Source organism: Saccharothrix violaceirubra, from assembly GCF_014203755.1.
In the GTDB taxonomy this organism is placed as follows: Bacteria; Actinomycetota; Actinomycetes; order Mycobacteriales; family Pseudonocardiaceae; genus Actinosynnema; species Actinosynnema violaceirubrum.
Map to the genome: position 1 here is coordinate 3,302,311 of NZ_JACHJS010000001.1, position 15,310 is coordinate 3,317,620.

General features: G+C 73.1%; 17 protein-coding genes. 11 read left to right on the top strand and 6 right to left on the bottom strand.

Translation table 11 applies throughout. The features are described 5' to 3' along the window. Positions 1–48: 48 nt before the first annotated feature. Complete coding sequence (locus F4559_RS15695) at positions 49–1,260, bottom strand: MFS transporter (RefSeq protein WP_184669495.1); 1,212 nt, start codon at positions 1,258–1,260, stop codon at positions 49–51. A gap of 64 nt (positions 1,261–1,324) precedes the next feature. Continuing rightward, the gene (locus tag F4559_RS15700) at positions 1,325–2,329 is read right to left on the bottom strand and encodes an LLM class flavin-dependent oxidoreductase (RefSeq protein WP_184669497.1); all 1,005 of its coding nucleotides are present in this window, start codon (positions 2,327–2,329) and stop codon (positions 1,325–1,327) included. Positions 2,330–2,446: 117 nt separating this feature from the next. Here F4559_RS15700 and F4559_RS15705 point away from each other — a divergent pair, with 117 nt between their 5' ends. Further along, positions 2,447–3,157 carry a hypothetical protein gene (locus F4559_RS15705; protein ID WP_184669499.1) on the top strand — a complete coding sequence of 237 codons (711 nt, stop codon included), beginning with the start codon at positions 2,447–2,449 and terminating at the stop codon, positions 3,155–3,157. 3 nt (positions 3,158–3,160) lie between these two features. Here the strand turns inward: F4559_RS15705 and F4559_RS15710 are convergent, their stop codons facing one another. Then, positions 3,161–3,532 (bottom strand): YybH family protein, encoded by a 372-nt coding sequence (locus F4559_RS15710; RefSeq protein WP_312865671.1) that lies wholly within the window; start codon positions 3,530–3,532, stop codon positions 3,161–3,163. Positions 3,533–3,615: 83 nt separating this feature from the next. Here F4559_RS15710 and F4559_RS15715 point away from each other — a divergent pair, with 83 nt between their 5' ends. Further along, a complete protein-coding gene (locus F4559_RS15715; RefSeq protein ID WP_184669500.1) occupies positions 3,616–4,275 on the top strand; it encodes a TetR/AcrR family transcriptional regulator in 660 nt (219 codons plus the stop codon). Here F4559_RS15715 and F4559_RS15720 read toward each other — a convergent pair. Beyond that, a complete protein-coding gene (locus F4559_RS15720; protein ID WP_184669502.1) occupies positions 4,233–5,606 on the bottom strand; it encodes a KamA family radical SAM protein in 1,374 nt (457 codons plus the stop codon). The genes F4559_RS15715 and F4559_RS15720 overlap by 43 nt on opposite strands. 108 nt (positions 5,607–5,714) lie before the next feature. Here F4559_RS15720 and F4559_RS15725 point away from each other — a divergent pair, with 108 nt between their 5' ends. Then, positions 5,715–6,197 carry an FxsA family protein gene (locus F4559_RS15725; RefSeq protein WP_184669503.1) on the top strand — a complete coding sequence of 161 codons (483 nt, stop codon included), beginning with the start codon at positions 5,715–5,717 and terminating at the stop codon, positions 6,195–6,197. Positions 6,198–6,212: 15 nt separating this feature from the next. Next, positions 6,213–7,106 carry a hypothetical protein gene (locus F4559_RS15730; RefSeq protein ID WP_184669504.1) on the top strand — a complete coding sequence of 298 codons (894 nt, stop codon included), beginning with the start codon at positions 6,213–6,215 and terminating at the stop codon, positions 7,104–7,106. 34 nt (positions 7,107–7,140) lie between these two features. Here F4559_RS15730 and F4559_RS15735 read toward each other — a convergent pair whose 3' ends face one another. Further along, positions 7,141–7,905 (bottom strand): class I SAM-dependent methyltransferase, encoded by a 765-nt coding sequence (locus F4559_RS15735; protein WP_184669505.1) that lies wholly within the window; start codon positions 7,903–7,905, stop codon positions 7,141–7,143. Between the two features lie 26 nt (positions 7,906–7,931). Here F4559_RS15735 and F4559_RS15740 point away from each other — a divergent pair, with 26 nt between their 5' ends. Then, positions 7,932–8,522 (top strand): TetR/AcrR family transcriptional regulator, encoded by a 591-nt coding sequence (locus F4559_RS15740; RefSeq protein WP_184669506.1) that lies wholly within the window; start codon positions 7,932–7,934, stop codon positions 8,520–8,522. Between the two features lie 100 nt (positions 8,523–8,622). Here F4559_RS15740 and F4559_RS15745 read toward each other — a convergent pair whose 3' ends face one another. After that, positions 8,623–9,099, bottom strand: a complete 477-nt coding sequence (locus F4559_RS15745; RefSeq protein ID WP_184669507.1) for a hypothetical protein — start codon at positions 9,097–9,099, stop codon at positions 8,623–8,625. A 114-nt stretch (positions 9,100–9,213) separates the two neighbouring features. Here F4559_RS15745 and kdd point away from each other — a divergent pair, with 114 nt between their 5' ends. The 6 genes from kdd (at position 9,214) to F4559_RS15775 (ending at position 15,307) form a co-directional block, all read left to right on the top strand. Then, positions 9,214–10,269 (top strand): L-erythro-3,5-diaminohexanoate dehydrogenase, encoded by a 1,056-nt coding sequence (kdd, locus tag F4559_RS15750; RefSeq protein WP_184669508.1) that lies wholly within the window; start codon positions 9,214–9,216, stop codon positions 10,267–10,269. Positions 10,270–10,325: 56 nt separating this feature from the next. Continuing rightward, positions 10,326–11,816, top strand: coding sequence for an amidohydrolase (locus F4559_RS15755; RefSeq protein WP_184675836.1), 1,491 nt, complete (start codon positions 10,326–10,328; stop codon positions 11,814–11,816). Positions 11,817–11,830: 14 nt separating this feature from the next. Continuing rightward, positions 11,831–13,396 (top strand): lysine 5,6-aminomutase subunit alpha, encoded by a 1,566-nt coding sequence (kamD, locus tag F4559_RS15760; protein WP_184669509.1) that lies wholly within the window; start codon positions 11,831–11,833, stop codon positions 13,394–13,396. Beyond that, the gene (kamE, locus tag F4559_RS15765) at positions 13,393–14,133 is read left to right on the top strand and encodes a lysine 5,6-aminomutase subunit beta (protein WP_184669511.1); all 741 of its coding nucleotides are present in this window, start codon (positions 13,393–13,395) and stop codon (positions 14,131–14,133) included. Before kamD ends, kamE begins: the two co-directional genes overlap by 4 nt. Then, positions 14,130–14,507 carry a 3-aminobutyryl-CoA ammonia lyase gene (kal, locus tag F4559_RS15770; RefSeq protein WP_184669513.1) on the top strand — a complete coding sequence of 126 codons (378 nt, stop codon included), beginning with the start codon at positions 14,130–14,132 and terminating at the stop codon, positions 14,505–14,507. Before kamE ends, kal begins: the two co-directional genes overlap by 4 nt. 125 nt (positions 14,508–14,632) lie before the next feature. Next, positions 14,633–15,307 carry an arsenate reductase/protein-tyrosine-phosphatase family protein gene (locus F4559_RS15775; protein ID WP_184669515.1) on the top strand — a complete coding sequence of 225 codons (675 nt, stop codon included), beginning with the start codon at positions 14,633–14,635 and terminating at the stop codon, positions 15,305–15,307. The last annotated feature ends 3 nt before the right edge of the window (positions 15,308–15,310 follow it).

The window sequence follows — 15,310 nt, forward strand, 5'->3', positions numbered from 1 at the left end:
CCTGCCCAGGACGGCCCCGCCCGCGTTCCGGGCGGGGCCGTCCGCCGTTCAGGCGGGGATCGTCGCCGTGGCGTCGGCCCGGCCGAACGGCCGCCAGGCCGCGACCACGAGCGCGGAGACGGCGACCACGCCGAGCCAGAACGGCGCCGTGACGCCGAACCGCTCGGCGAGCAGGCCCGCGGTCAGGGCGCCGATCGCGGAACCTCCCGCGGTGAGCAGGAACATCGTGCTGCCCACCCGGCCGCGCAGTTCGTCGGGCACGGCGCGCTGGCTGATCGTCTGGCAGATGACGTTCCACACCACGGCGTGCAGGCCGAACGCGGCCATCGTCGCGAACGCCACCCACGCGGTCGTGGTCAGCGCGAGGCCGAGGTGGGTGGCCGCCTCGACGACCAGGCCGAGGCGCAACAGGGCCGGCGCGCCGAAGCGCCGGATGAGGGCGGGTGCGAGCGCGGTGCCCGGCAGGCCGCCGACGGCCGACGCCGCGAGCATCAGACCGTAGGCGGACGGGTCGAGCCCGAGGCGTTCGCGCGTGTAGAGGACCATGATCGCGAAGCCGCCGGTGAGCGTGAGGTTCATCAGGGCCAGGCACAGGCACAGCGTGCGCAGGACGTCGTGGCGCCACAGCCACCGCAGGCCGGTCGCGATGTCCCGGCGGACCGTGGCGCGGGCTTTCGGCGCGGGTTTCGGCACGCCGCGCACGCCCGCGACGATCATCGCGGCGACGACGAACGTGACCGCGTCGATCCCGAACGGCAAGGCCGCGGCCAGGACGAACAGCGCCGCGCCCAGCGGGGGAGCGCCGAGTTGGTTGACGACCAGGTTCACGGCCGCGAGCCGGGAGTTCGCGCGGGGCAGGGCGTCGTCGGCGACGACCGCCGGGACGAGCGCGCGGGCCGCGTTGTCGGACAGGGTCTCGCCGGTGCCCAGCAGGAACAGGCACACGTAGATCAGCGGCACGGACACGTGGTCGGTCAGCACGGCCAGGGCGAGGGCACCGATGACCGCGCCGCGTGCGAGGTCGACGACCACCACCAGTCGCCGTCGGTCCACCCGGTCCACGATCACGCCGCTGACCAGGGAGAACAGCAGCCAGGGGAGGAGCAGGGCCGTCAGGCCGCCGGCGACCAGCGTCGGGCTGTCGGTGACGGACGCGAGTAACAGGGGACCGGCGGCCAGGGTGATGCCGTCGCCGAGACTGGAGATCGTCCGGGCGGTGATCAGTCGGGTGAAGTCCGGGCCCAGGGAAGAGGAACGCATGTGGCAGGAAGTTAACCGTCCTTCCCCGCTGGGGCAGCGGAAATTCCCGCCCTTGATTAGTTGGTCACGATAACTTCAGTGTTGACTGAAATAAGTTCAGGATCGGCACGAGATCGTCGACACCCCGCACGGACGTACTGGTCTCCAACCTGGTCACGCCACGCTCGCCCAAGGCCTCGATGCGGTCGTGGACCTGCGCCGGGGTGCCCGCGACCAGGAACCGGTCGCACAGGTAGTCCCAGACCCCGAGCCCGATCGCGGTGTCGACGTAGCGGCGCTTGGCATCCTCGGGCTGACGGCCGTGCGCGGACAGGTCGTAGGAGGCGCCGAGCGCGGCGATGGGGTCGCGGTACTCGACCGGCACGGCCTTGGTCGCCAGGCCGGAACGGGCGAAGTGGTGCGCGTGGGCGGCGAGCAGCCAGCCACCGGCCGCGCGCGCCCGGTCGGGGTCGTCGTCCACGCTGAAGCTGCCGGTGTTCCACCACAGCGGCACGGGGTCGCGTCCGGTGCGGTCGGCCACGCGGTGCACCACCTCGGTGACGGCGGCGACGACGTCCGCGCTGAACCCGAGGCCGACGATCACCGCGTCGCCGATCTCGGCGGCGGTCTCCAGTGCGGCGAGTCCGTGGGCGGACACGATGATCGGCACCGGGCGGTCGGGCACGCGGTCGAGCGCGAGGTCGCCGTGCCGCCCGGTGCGCAGCAGGTCGCGCACGCACCTGACGTAGGCGCGCAGGTCGGCCAGGGTCGAGGCCCGGCGGCCGAGGTTGTACACGCCGCTGTCGCCCGTGCCGATGCCCAGGAACACGCCGCCCGCGGCGATCTCGGCCAGCGTCGCGAGCGCGGCGGCCGTGACCACCGGGTGCCGGGTGACCGGGTTGGTGACCGTGACGCCGAGGGGGAGCGTCGTGCGCCCGGCGAGGACGCCGAGCGTGGTCCAGCACTCGGGGACGGCGACGGGGGAGTCCCAGACGCCCAGGCGCGCGGCGCCCGCGTCGGCGACGCGCACGGCCCGGTCGACCATGTCCCGCACGGACCGGGCGTTGAGGTTGACGGCGATCTCGACCATGGGCAGAGCTTTCCGCACCGGAAGGGGCGGCGGGCGGGAAATCGGTGGACGGTCGATTCGGTTCCGTAATGATGCGGAGTGTTTGGTGTCGGTCCGCGGTCGTCCTACGATTCGGTCATGCCTCCGGATTTCAGCAAGGAGACCGTCGATCGGTGGCAGGTATTCGGCGGGATGGCGGGCGTGGCGGCGCTCGCGGTTTCCGCCATCGGCGGGCTGAAGGATTCCCTGCCGCTGTCGTTGGCGGCCGGCGGGGTGGTGACGCTGGTCGGAGTGCTGCTGCTGTACCGGTGGGGGCGGCAGGCCGGATTCCAGCGGTTCCTGATTCCCGTCGTCGTCACCCTGATCGGCGCGTTGACGACAGGATTCCTGATCGCGCGGAATCTCTCACCGTCGACGTCCGGTACCGGCACGACGGGCTCCGCTTCCCGGACGACGGCGAAAAGCGTCGCACCGGCCGCCGCGGGTGAACCGGCGCGTTTTCGCGAGGGTCGCGTCGTGTTGAACGAGTACTCGTGGGTCGATCTGGATTCGCACGGGGAAAGCGGGGGAGTGGGGTCGGGGTCCCCGGCCTCCAACGGCCACGACCTGTCCTACAGCTACGGCCTGAACGCGGCCGAGCGGCTCGCGGTCGTGTCCGCGGAGTCGCCGGGGTACCGCGACTGCTACGAGGCGACCGACCTGCGGACCTACCTCGACGGCGACACGGTCAAGCGCGGGCCGGCGTTCTGCGTGAAGACCTCGGAGGGTCGGTGGGCGCGGGTCGTGGTCGACGCGTCCGGCTGGCCGGGTTCGGTCACGCTCGACGTCGTCGTGTGGGAGAAGGAGTAGCCCTCACGGCGCGAAGGGCGCGGTGATCGGCGTGGTCTGGGCGACCGCGATCCGCCAGCGGTCGGGCTGTCGGACCAGCACGTAGGTGAGCCGGGCCGTCAGCTCGTCGGCGAGGCCGGAGACGTGCTTGAGGCAGCTCACGATCGCGACGTCGGGCGAGACGAGGCGGATGTCCTCGACGTCGGACCGGGTGGTCACGTCGGCGAGCGGCGAGTCGAGCGCGGCGGCCATCGCGTCGCGGAGGGCGGCCCGGCCGAGCACCCGGCGTCCGGCGAGGTTGACGACCACGACGTCCTCGGTGTGCAGGGCGACGAAGGGGTCCAGGTCCGACTGGTGGCGTTCGGCGTCGGCGATGGTCCGGCGGATGTCGTCCACGGTGGGGTCCTCTCGTAACGGAGCGATTTGCTCCGTTATACGTGCGGAGCGGATCGCTCCGCAACCGTTATGCTGATCACCCCATGACCAAGCGCACCGCGGCCCGCCAGGCCGAAGCCGAACGCAACGACCGCGCCCTGCTCGTGGCCGCCCGCGAGGTCGTGGGCAGCGAAGGCGCGCACGCCTCCGTGGCCGCGATCGCCGAACGCGCGGGCGTGGGCATCGGCAGCCTGTACCGGCGCTACCGCACGAAAGAGGAGCTGTTCCAGCGCCTGTGCGCGATCGCCCTGGACGACTACCTCCAGGCCGCGCGGGAGGGGCTGGCCGACCCCGACCCGTGGGCGGGGCTGGCGCACTACGTGACGACCTCGCTCGCGCTGGGACCGGGTTCGCTGGCGCCGATCGCCGGCACGATCACCGTGACCCCGGAGATGGTGGAGAAGAGCGCGTCGGGCGACGAGGCCGTGGCCGGACTGGTGTCCCGCGCCCACGCGTCCGGCGTCCTGCGGCCCGACGCCACCGCGGCCGACCTGGAACTGCTGATCGAGCAGCTCTCCCGGTCGCCCCTGCTCGACCAGCTCCGCAAGCAGGGCCGTGCCGACCTCCTGCCGGCCGCGCTCGCCGCCCGTGCGCGGCTGGTCACGATCGCCCTGGACGGCCTGCGCGCCGGCACGACCCCGTTGCCGGGCGACCCGCCGGGCTACGAGTTGTTCACCGAGCGCTGGTCGAAGCCCGCGGACTGATCCGACCACCAGCGGCGGCCGGACTCCGGGAGGGTCGGGAGGGGGTCGTAGTACGGGTGGCGTCGGGTCAGGGCGTCGGGATCGTCGTGGTCCAGCGTCGTGCGGTAGTTCTTGGTCCAGTGGGAGATCCCGCGTTCCCGGTCGTACGCCGTGACCTGGTGGACCCAGCGCTTCCCGACGTAGGGCACGTCGCACACGATGCGCGGGGTGGCGTAGCCGGGCAGGTAGCCCATGATCGCCAGTTGCAGGTCCTGCGCCTCCCAGAGCGCCAGCCGCCAGTGCTCGGCGCCGGGGATCATGTCGCACAGGTAGAAGTAGTAGGGCAGCACGCCCGCCTCGCCCTGGAGCGCGAAGCACAGGTCCAGCAGGTCCGTGGACGTCGCGTTCACGCCGCGCAGCAGCACGCCCTGGTTGCGCACGTCGCGCACGCCGACGTCGAGCACCGTCCGGGCGGCCTTGGCGACCAGGGGCGTGACCGAGTTGACGTGGTTGACGTGGGTGTGCAGCGCCAGGTTCACGCCCCGGCGCGCGGCGGTGCGGGCGACCCGTTCGAGGCCCTCGACCACGGTCGGTTGCAGCCAGTGCTGGGGGAGCCCGGCCAACGCCTTGGTCGCGAGCCGCACGTCGCGGACGGTGTCCACGGCCAGCAGGCGCATGAGGAACGACTCCAGGCGCGGCCACGGGACGTTCGCCACGTCGCCGCCGGAGACCACGACGTCGCGCACGGCCGGCGTGGCGCGCAGGTACTCGATCATGCGGTCCTGGCGGTCGACGGGTTTGAGTTCGAGCCGCTGCTTGTCGACCTGTGGCGTGGAGTTGCCGACGAGGTCCATCCGCGTGCAGTGGCCGCAGTACTGGGGGCAGGTCGACACGAGTTCGGCCAGCACCTTGGTCGGGTAGCGGTGGGTCAGGCCCTCGACGACCCACATGTCCGATTCGTGCAGGGAGTCGCGGCTGGAGCGGGGGTGGCTGGGCCACGCCGCGCGGTCGGAGGCGACGGGCAGCATGTACCGGCGGACCGGGTCCTCGCGGAACGCGCCGGGGTCCATGGTGTTGAGCATCTGGGGCGGCAGGAGCATGGCCATGGTGGCGTGCCGTGCCTGGTCCTCGGCGAGGTCGGCGTAGAACGCGTCGTCGACGAGGTCGCCGAGGACGTCGCGCAGTTGTCGTGGGTTCTTCACGCAGTGCGCGCGTTGCCACTGGGCGTCGTGCCACTGGCGTTCGGTGACGTCGCGCCAGCCGGGGAAGCGGCGCCAGTCCGGTTCGACGAGTTCGCGGCGGCGGTACGCGTAGGGCTGGAGCGCGGGCTCGACATCGTGCAGCGCAGTCATACGTGCTCCCTCACGGTCGAAACGCGTAAAGATATCCTGCCAGTATCGGCGCTCAACGTAAATATTTCGGCAGGGAGCTTTCCGGGCGTCTCGTTCGTTGAGCCGGTCATGCGTGTGTTCGCCGTGTTGCTGATCGGCCTGGCCGTCGAGCTGACCACCCTGGTGTGGGCGTTCGGCGCGTGGGGATTCCTCACGACCCTGGGCCTGCTCGTGCTCGGGGGTGTCGTCGGCTCGGTGCTGATCCGCCGTGAAGGGGCACGCACGATGGCGGCGTTCACCGAGGCGCTGCGCAGCCGGCGCGAGCCGCACCAGGAGATCGCCGACGGCGTCCTGATCGCGGCGGCCGGCCTGCTGATCGTCGTGCCCGGCTTCCTCAGCGACCTGGCCGGGCTGTTCCTGCTCTTCCCGCCCACCCGGCGGCTCGTCAGCCGGCGACTGGCCCGCGGCGCCGAGCGGCGCGCGGCCACGATCACGCTCAACCAGCGCTACGGTCGGCCGCCGACGTCCGGCGGTGTCGTGATCGACGGTGACGTAGTGGACGTCCGCGCCGATGACCACGACGGGCGGCCGAACCGCCCGGAACTGACCTGATCGACAGGAGGCCAGGTGGCGACGCTGAACCGCGGGATGTGGGACCGGGGCCGGTCACGACTGATCGACTACGCCGCACGCGCGCTGTCGGGCTACGACACGGTCGTGTCGCGGTTACGAGAAGCGGCCCGGGAGCACGAGTCCGAGGAGACGCGCCAGTACCTGGCGTTGTTCGAGCAGGACAACGAGGACCTGCGCACGCAGATCGCCGAGCACAAGCGGCATACCGCCGAGATGGTGGCCGAGCGCGCGTACCTCGTCGAGGAGCTGGAGGCGTTGCAGGGCGAGAACGTCGACCTGCGGCACCGCTGGGACGACGCGCGCCGCAAGCTCGCGCTGGTCGAGCCCCTGCTGTGGCGTGATCATGCCGACGCGATGGCCGCGTTCGCCGAGTCGCCCACGCCCGACGGGGTCGAGTCCGCGGGCGACGCGGCCCTGTTCGCGCAGGCGTACCTGTCCGACCACCTCGTGCTGCCGGACTCGGCGTGCGTGGACCTGGAGGCGATCGACACGGCGGTGGAGTCCAAGGCGTGGGGGCAGACGTCCCTGCGCGGGTTCCTCGCGTTGCACGCCTACGGCCGGGCGCTCTCGGCCGGCGAGCCGGGCTCGTTCTGGACGTGGTGCGTGAACTCCGGGCACCCGTACGCGTGGACGGCGACGTCGAAGAAGCTGGCCATGGCCGAGAGCGCGACGGTGAAGAACACCGACAAGCTGCGGGCCAAGCGGATCTTCGAGGTGGACCCCTCGGTCGACCCGTCCGGGCACCTGTTCATGGAGGCCCACCTGAAGATCGCCGAGGGCGGCGGGAACCTGGCGCCGCGGGTGTACTTCCACCCGTCGCGCGAGCAGGGGCGGGTGCACGTGGGCTACTTCGGGCCGCATCGCAACGTGCCCAATACGGTCGCCTGACGACCCGGTCGGCGGGTCGTCGACCCGCCGCCCGTCAGGCCCGGATCGCGGTGAGTCCCCACGTGGCGTAGGGGAGCGTGACCGACTCGCCCACGGTCGCGGCCACGGCGTCGAGCACCTCGGCGAGGTGTCCGGGCGGCAGGCCCGTCAGTCCGCCGGAGGTCGGGATCAGGTCCAGCAGCTCGGCCCGGCTGTAGGTGCGCTCCCAGTCGTGCCGCCACACCACGGGCTCGTCGAACCCGCCCGCCGCGCGGACGCCGTCCGCCGCCCTGGTGTAAAGCCCCTGGTAGGCGTCCAGGATCGACCGGTCGCCGAACCCGATCGGCGAGTCCGGCGCCACCCGTCGGTACGCGTCGGCCAGGGCGTGCGCCGTCGGGGCCGGGAGTTCGTACACGTGCCCGAACGGGGCGAGCACGCCTCCCGGACGCAGGACCCGTGCCGCCTTCGCCGCGCCCGCGACCGGGTCGACCCAGTGCCAGGCCGTGCCGGAGACGACGGCGTCGAACAGGCGTCCGGCGGGCTCCCACGCCTCGAAGGTCGCCACCTCGACGTCGACGCCCGTGCGCCGGGCGAAGTCGGCCATGCGCGTGTCGGGTTCGACGCCGAGCACCGTGCGTCCGGCGGCCAGGAACTGCCGGGCCGCGATGCCCGTGCCGCAGCCCACGTCGACGAGGGCGGGGCCGGGCGCGGCGGACACGACACGCGCGATCACCTCCCTCGGGTACGCGGCGCGGGTCCGGTCGTATCGTGCGGGGTCGACGCCGAACGACTCGGCGAGATCACGGCGGGAAGTGGGCATGTGCCCACTCTAAGGGGAACGGTGCGATGCCGACCGGTGTGGCGCTGCGCGATCCGCGTCAGCGGCTGTTCGACGCGGCCGAACGGGTCCTGCTGCGGGCCGGGGCCACCGGTCTGACCAGCCGGGCGGTCACGGACGAGGCCGGGGTGGCGAAAGGGGTCCTGCACCGGCACTTCGGCGACTTCGACGCGTTCCTCGTCGAGCTGGTGCTCGACCGCATCGCCCGCGTCGACGCGCGGGCCGGCCGGTTGCGGGCGAAGGTCGGTGCCGGTGCCGTGGTCGACAACCTGACGAGCGTGCTGCTGGAGAGCTTCGACCGGGTCATGATCGCGATCGTGGTGCTGGTCGTCGCACGCGACGAGGTGCGTACCCGGCTGCGCGCGGCCGGCACCGCCCGGTTCCCGCTCGTCGGCGAGGCCGTGGCCATGGTCGCCGGCTATTTGGCGGCCGAACGCGACCTCGGCCGGCTCGCGGCGGACGCGGACGTCGACGCGCTCGCGCCCACGGTGATCGGCGCGGCGCAGTTGCTGTTCACCGAGCGGCACGACACTTCGCCCGAGCCCGAGGCCGTGCGGAAGGTCGTGGTCACGGTGCTCGCGGGCGTGCTGTCGGCCTAGTACGCGATTCGGGTGCGGTTCGTTCTTCGACGGCGCGGCCCGATGCCGCTGTCGCACCGGGGGCGCACCGCCCCGCGCGTACCCGCACCCGGAGCACGGACTAGCGCGGCGGGTACGGGCCCAGCGGGTGGTCGGCCCGGGGGTAGGGGCCGCGGGGGAGCTGGGTGTCGGCGTAGACCAGGTCGCCCACCACGCGCAGCAGGTCGGCCGGGCCGTAGCGGGTCGGCCTGCCCGGCAGGCGGCTGCCCAGGGCCTGGCGCCCGTCGGGTGCGGTGAAGGTGATCGAGCCGAGCACGCCGTCGCGGCTCGACGCCGCCCGCGCGCCCGGACCGTCGCACCACTCGAGGAGATCCGTGCGCGCGGGTTCGGCCACGCGCGCGGCGGCGTCGCGCAGCCGGGCGACGGCGTGTCCGAGCGGAAGGTCGAACGGCGCGTCGGAAGGGGCGCCTTCGACGTCGTTGAGCGCGTCCCGCACGGCGTGGTGCAACCGCAGCGAGGCCCACACGACCCGGCCGAGCGCGGGGAGCAGGTCCTCGTCGCACGGCATGCTCGCCGACCAGTAGTCGTAGTCGATCACGGCGTCATTGTTCCGTACCTGTCACGACGTCCGACCCGGTCGATGCTTGCGCCAACAGTACCAACGGCGTGAAGATATCCCGGTCACACCCGAACTGGCCGAAGGATTTCCTTCATGTCTGTCCACGGTCTGCACCGCGTCCTGGAACCGCCCGGTGTCCTGCCGCAGCGGGCCGACCGGCTGGACCCCACGCCCGTGTGCGGGCCGGACGAGGTACTGGTCGACGTCGGGCTCCTCAACCTCGACGCCGCGTCCTTCCGGCAACTGCGCGAGGCGCACGGTCCGGGGATCCGCGACGCGGTCCTCGACATCGTGGCCGCGCGCGGCAAGATGCAGAACCCGGTCACCGGGTCGGGCGGCATGCTGCTGGGCACGGTTCGGGAGGTCGGGCCCGACTCGCCGCTGGGGCTGCGTCCCGGCGACCGCGTCGCCACCCTCGTGTCCCTGACCCTGACGCCGCTGACGATCACCGGGATGGACTGGGACGGCACCACCGAGCAGGTGCCGTGCCGGGGCACCGCGATCCTGTTCGCCCGCTCGATCGCCGCCGTGCTGCCCGACGACCTGCCCGACGCGCTCGCCCTGGCCGTGCTCGACGTGTGCGGTGCGCCCGCACTCACCGACCGGGTCGTGCGCCGCCATGACCGACCGGTCGTGCTCGTCCTCGGTGCGGGCGGCAAGTCCGGCACGTTGTCGCTGGTGGCCGCCCGCCGCGCCGGTGCGTCCCGGGTGATCGGACTCGTCCCGCACGAGGCCGAGGCGGACCGCGTCCGCCGCTCGGGCCTGGCCGACGAGGTGGTGACCGCCGACGCCCGGGACCCGCTGGCGGTGGTGGCGGCGCTGGCCGGCGGCACACCCGCGCACCCGACGGAAACCGCACCGGCCACGCCCTCGGGAACCGGCGCCGACGTCACCGTGGTCTGCGTCGACGTGCCGGGCTGCGAGCACGGAGCCATCCTCGCCACCGCCGACGGCGGCACGATCGTGTTCTTCTCCATGGCCACCTCGTTCACCGCCGCCGCCCTGGGCGCCGAAGGACTGGCCGCCGACGTGGAGATGCTCGTCGGCAACGGCTACGTCCCAGGTCACGCCGCATTCGCCCTCGACATCGTGCGGACCGAACCTGCCGTGCGCGCGGTGTTCGAGCACCGGCAGACTCCACAGCCGTGACTACCTTGCTCGTGGGCGGACGCGTTCACACCCCCGCCTCTCCCGACGCCACCGCGATGGCCGTGACGGACGGCGTCGTCGTCTGGGTCGGGCAGGACGCGGTCGGCCGCGCCCTGCACCCGGACGCGGAGGTCGTCGACCTCGACGGCGCGTTCGTCGCACCCGCCTTCGTCGACGCGCACGTGCACGCCACGTCGGCGGGCCTGCTGCTGACCGGTCTCGACCTCACCGACTGCCCCTCCCCGCAGGCCCTGCTCGACGCCGTGCGGACGTTCGACGGCCCGCTGGTCTGGGGGCACGGTTGGGACGAGACCCGCTGGTCCGGCCGCGTGCCCACCCGCACCGAACTCGACGCCGCCGCCGGTGGTCGGGTCGTCTACCTGTCCCGCGTGGACGTGCACTCGGCGCTGGCCTCCACCGCGCTGCTCGACCGCGCGCCCGGCGCCCGCACCGCCGACGGGTGGTCCGAGGACGGCCCGCTGACCCGCGCCGCGCACCACTACGCCCGTGCGGTGGCCAAGGACGCCATCCCGGTCGACCAACGCCGTGCCGCGCAACGCGCCTTCCTCGACCACGCCCTGTCCCGGGGCGTGGCCGCCGTCCACGAGTGCGCCGGCCCGGAGATCTCCAGCGTGGCCGACCTCGCCGACCTGCTCGCGATCACCGACGGCCCGCGCGTCACCGGCTACTGGGGCGACCGCGCCCGCATCGCGCTGCCCGTGGCCGGGTACGCGGGCGACCTGTTCGTGGACGGTGCGTTGGGCTCGCGCACCGCCGCGTTGTGTGCGCCCTACGCCGACGACCCGGCCACGTCAGGCGCCCGCTACCTCGACGCCGACACCATCGCCGACCACCTGGTCGCGTGCACGGAGGCCGGCCTCCAGGCCGGGTTCCACGTCATCGGCGACGCGGCCGTCGCCGAGGTCGTCACCGGGTTCGAACGGGCCGCCGCCAAGGTCGGCACGCCCGCGCTCGCCGCCCGCCGGCACCGCCTCGAACACCTGGAGATGATCACCGCCGGGCAGGCCGCGACGCTTGCGTCCTACGGCGTCGTCGCGTCCGTCCAGCCCCTGTTCGACCACGAGTGGGGCGGCCCGGACGGCATGTACGCGCAGCGGCTCGGCGTCGACCGCGGCACCGCGCTCAACCCGTTCTCGCGCCTGGCCGCCGCCGGGCTGATCCTCGCGTTCGGCTCCGACGCCCCGGTCACCCCGGTCGACCCGTGGGCCACGATCCGCGCCGCCGTCCACCACCGCACCGAGGGCCACGGCATCTCCGCGCGGGCCGCGTTCACCGCGCACACCAGGGGCGGCTGGCGCGCGGCCGGCGTCGACGACGGACTCACCGGCACCCTGCGGCCCGGCGCGTCCGCCACCTACGCGGTGTGGGAGGCGGGGGAGTTGGAGGTCGCCGCACCCGACGCCCGCGTACAGCGCTGGTCCACCGATCCGCGCTCGGGTGTGGCGCCGCTGCCCGCGCTCGCCGGCCCCGCGCCGAAGTGCCTGCGCACCGTCCTGGACGGCCGCACCCTGTGGGCGGCCACGTGAGAGGGGAGTGACCCATGGCGCTGCTCGACCTCGATCCCGGGGTGGTCGCCACCGCCCGCCGGCTGGCCGCACGGGCCGCCGCGCCGGTGGTGGCGCTGGCCCGGGGCCACACCACGGTCGCGGTCGAGCGCGCCACCCTGCGCCTGGCCGGGATCACCGGTGCCGACACCGGGCACCCGGCCGGCGACGTGCCATGGGTCAACCGCGTCGTCGACACCGTGCGCGCGCACTGCGGCCTCGAGCACGGCGTCGTCCTGCCGGTGTTCCACGCGTTGCGCACGCACGGCCTGGCCACGCTGACCGACCTGGCCGAGGCCACCGCCGCCGGCCAGATCCGCTACACGCTGCCGAAAGGCGCCGAACGGACCCGTGCGGCCCGTGCCGCCACGACCGCCGTCAACCGGGGCCTGCGCGCGATCGACCGCAACCGCGCCACCCGGGACCGGCTCGTCGCGCGCCTGGGCGACCCGCCTTGCCGACCGTGGCTCTACCTGATCGTCGCGACCGGCGACATCGACGAGGACGTGGTCCAGGCAGCCAACGCCGCCCGCGCGGGCGCCGACGTGATCGCGGTGATCCGGTCGACCGGCCAGTCCCTGCTCGACTACGTGCCCGAAGGCGCCACCCATCACGGGTTCGCGGGCACCTACGCCACGCAGGAGAACTTCCGGATCATGCGCGCCGCGCTGGACGACGTGTCCAAGGAGGTCGGCCGCTACGTCCGGCTCACCAACTACGCGTCGGGCCTGTGCATGCCCGAGATCGCCGTGCTGGGCGGCCTGGAGCGCCTGGACATGATGCTCAACGACTCCATGTACGGGATCCTGTTCCGCGACATCAACCCGGTGCGCACGTTCGTCGACCAGCGGTTCTCCCGCCAGGTGCACGCCCGCGCCGGCATCGTGATCAACACCGGTGAGGACAACTACCTCACCACCGCCGACGCCGTGGACGCCGCGCACACCGTGACCGTGTCGCAGTTGCTCAACGAGCACTTCGCGCAGGAGGCCGGGCTGCCCGACCCCCTGCTGGGCCTGGGCCACGCGTTCGAGATCGACCCGAAGGTGCCCGACAGCTTCCGCCTCGAACTCGCCCACGCCCTGCTCGCCCGCGAGCTGTTCCCGGACGCGCCGCTCAAGTGGATGCCGCCCACCCGGCACATGACCGGCAACGTGTTCCAAGGGCAACTGCTCGACGGGTTCTTCAACCTCGCGGGCGTGCTCACCGGCCAGTCCATCCTGCTGGTCGGCATGATGACCGAGGCCGTGGCCACGCCGTTCCTGTCCGACCGCGACCTCGCCCTGGCCAACGTGCGCTACGTGCTCGACGCGGCGGGCGGCCTGGCCGAGGACTTCCGGCCCGCGCCCGACGGCCTGATCGTCAAACGCGCCCACCAGGTGCTGGGCGAGGCCGTCGACCTGCTCGGCCGCATCGTGGACGACGGCCTGCTCGCCGCGATCGCCGACGGCACGTTCGGTCTGATGCGCCGCCCACCCGACGGCGGCAAGGGCGCCGACGGCGTGATCGCCAAGGCCGACGACTACCTCAACCCGGCCGCCGCGGCTTTGGAGGCGCGATGACCCGCCACGTCCGCCCCTACGGCGACACCACCGGCGACGGCATGGTGCAGACGTCGTTCACGCTGCCCGTCCCGCCCGGTCCGAAAGCCGACGGCGCCGCCCGGCTGCTCGCCGAACGCATGGGCATCGACCCGGCGACCGTGGTGCACTCGCACGGCATCGGCGACGGATTCACGTTCTTCGTCGTCTACGGCCCGGTGCGGCACGTGATCGACCTGGCGGACGTCCGCGTCGTCGAACGCGAGTACCCGCTGCTGTCCCCGGCCGAGGTCAACGCGGCGGTGAAACGCGTGCTGCGCCGCAAACTCGTGGTCGTGGGCGGCTGCATCGGCACGGACGCGCACACCGTGGGCATCGACGCGATCCTCAACATCAAGGGCTTCGCGGGGGAGAAGGGGCTGGAGTACTACCGCGAACTGCGCGTGGTCAACCTCGGCGCCCAGGTGTCCGTGCCCGAGCTGGTGCGCCGCGCCCGTGCGGAGAAAGCCGACGCCGTGCTCGTCTCCCAGGTCGTGACCCAACGTGACGCGCACCTGCTCAACACCCGCGAGCTGGCCGCCGCGTTCCGCGAGGCGCTCGGTGCCCGGCGACCGCTGCTGGTCGCGGGCGGCCCCCGGTTCGACCCGCTGATGGCCGACGAGTTGGGCGTGGACCGGGTGTTCGGCCGCGGCACCACGCCCGGCGAGGTCGCCAGTTACCTCGTGCACGCCGTCCACGCCCGGAAGGAGTCCGCGTGAAACCGGGATTCGAGGTCACCCACCGCCGGTACGTCCCGCACGCGCACGCCCACTACGGCGGCGACCTCGTCGACGGCGCCTACAGCCTCGGCCTGTTCGGCGATGTGGCCACCGAACTGCTCATCCGCACCGACGGCGACGAGGGGCTGTTCGCCGGGTACTCGTCGGTCGAGTTCACCGCGCCGCTGCGGGCGGGCGACGTGGTCGAGGCCACGGCCACGCTCGTCCGCGTCGGCACCCGCTCGCGCGAGCTGGCCTTCGAGGCCCGCGTGGTGTGCCGGTCGGCGCCCGAACGCGGTCCGTCGGCCGCCGACGTCCTCGACCCGCCGTTGGTCGTGACGCGGGCCAGGGGAACGGTGGTCGTGCCCGGCTGAGGTCGTCGTGCGGGGTCGTTCCGGACCGCGGTACCCGGACGTCCACGCCTTCGCGCGGCTGTGGGTGCGCGGTTCCCGGTCCCGCCACTTGACCCGGACGGTATACCTCAACGATCATTGACTCAATGGATGCTGACTGGTCTTCGGAGCTGACCGCGCGGGCGCGGCTGCACGCCGCACTGGGCGAACCCGCCCGGCTGGCGATCGTGGACCGCCTGCTGCTGGGCGACGCCTCGCCGGGCGAGATCGGGCGCGAACTGGGACTGGCGAGCAACCTGCTGGCACACCACGTGAAGCTGCTGGAACAGGCCGGTGTGGTCGGACGGTCGCGGTCGGAGGGCGATGCGCGGCGGTCCTACCTGCGGTTGCGGACCGCGGCGTTGTCCGGGCTCGTGCCGTCGGGCGTGCGGCACGCACGACGCGTGGTGTTCGTGTGCAGCCGGAACTCGGCACGCTCGCAGCTCGCGTCGGCGTTGTGGGCCGCGCGCAGCGAGGTGCCCGCCGCGTCCGCGGGCACCCGCCCCGCCGGCGAGGTCCACCCGCTCGCGGTCGCGACCGCTAAGGCGCACGGCCTGTCGCTGGCCCGTGCCCGTCCCCACCACGTCGACCGGGTGATGCGCCCCGACGACCTGGTGGTCGCGGTGTGCGACAACGCCCACGAGGAACTCGACCCCGCCGACCGGCTGCACTGGTCGGTGCCCGACCCGGCGGCCGTCGGCACCGAGGCCGCCTTCGACGCCGCTTACCACGATCTCGCCGACCGCGTCGACCGGCTCGTACCGGCGGTCCACGACTCTTGATCA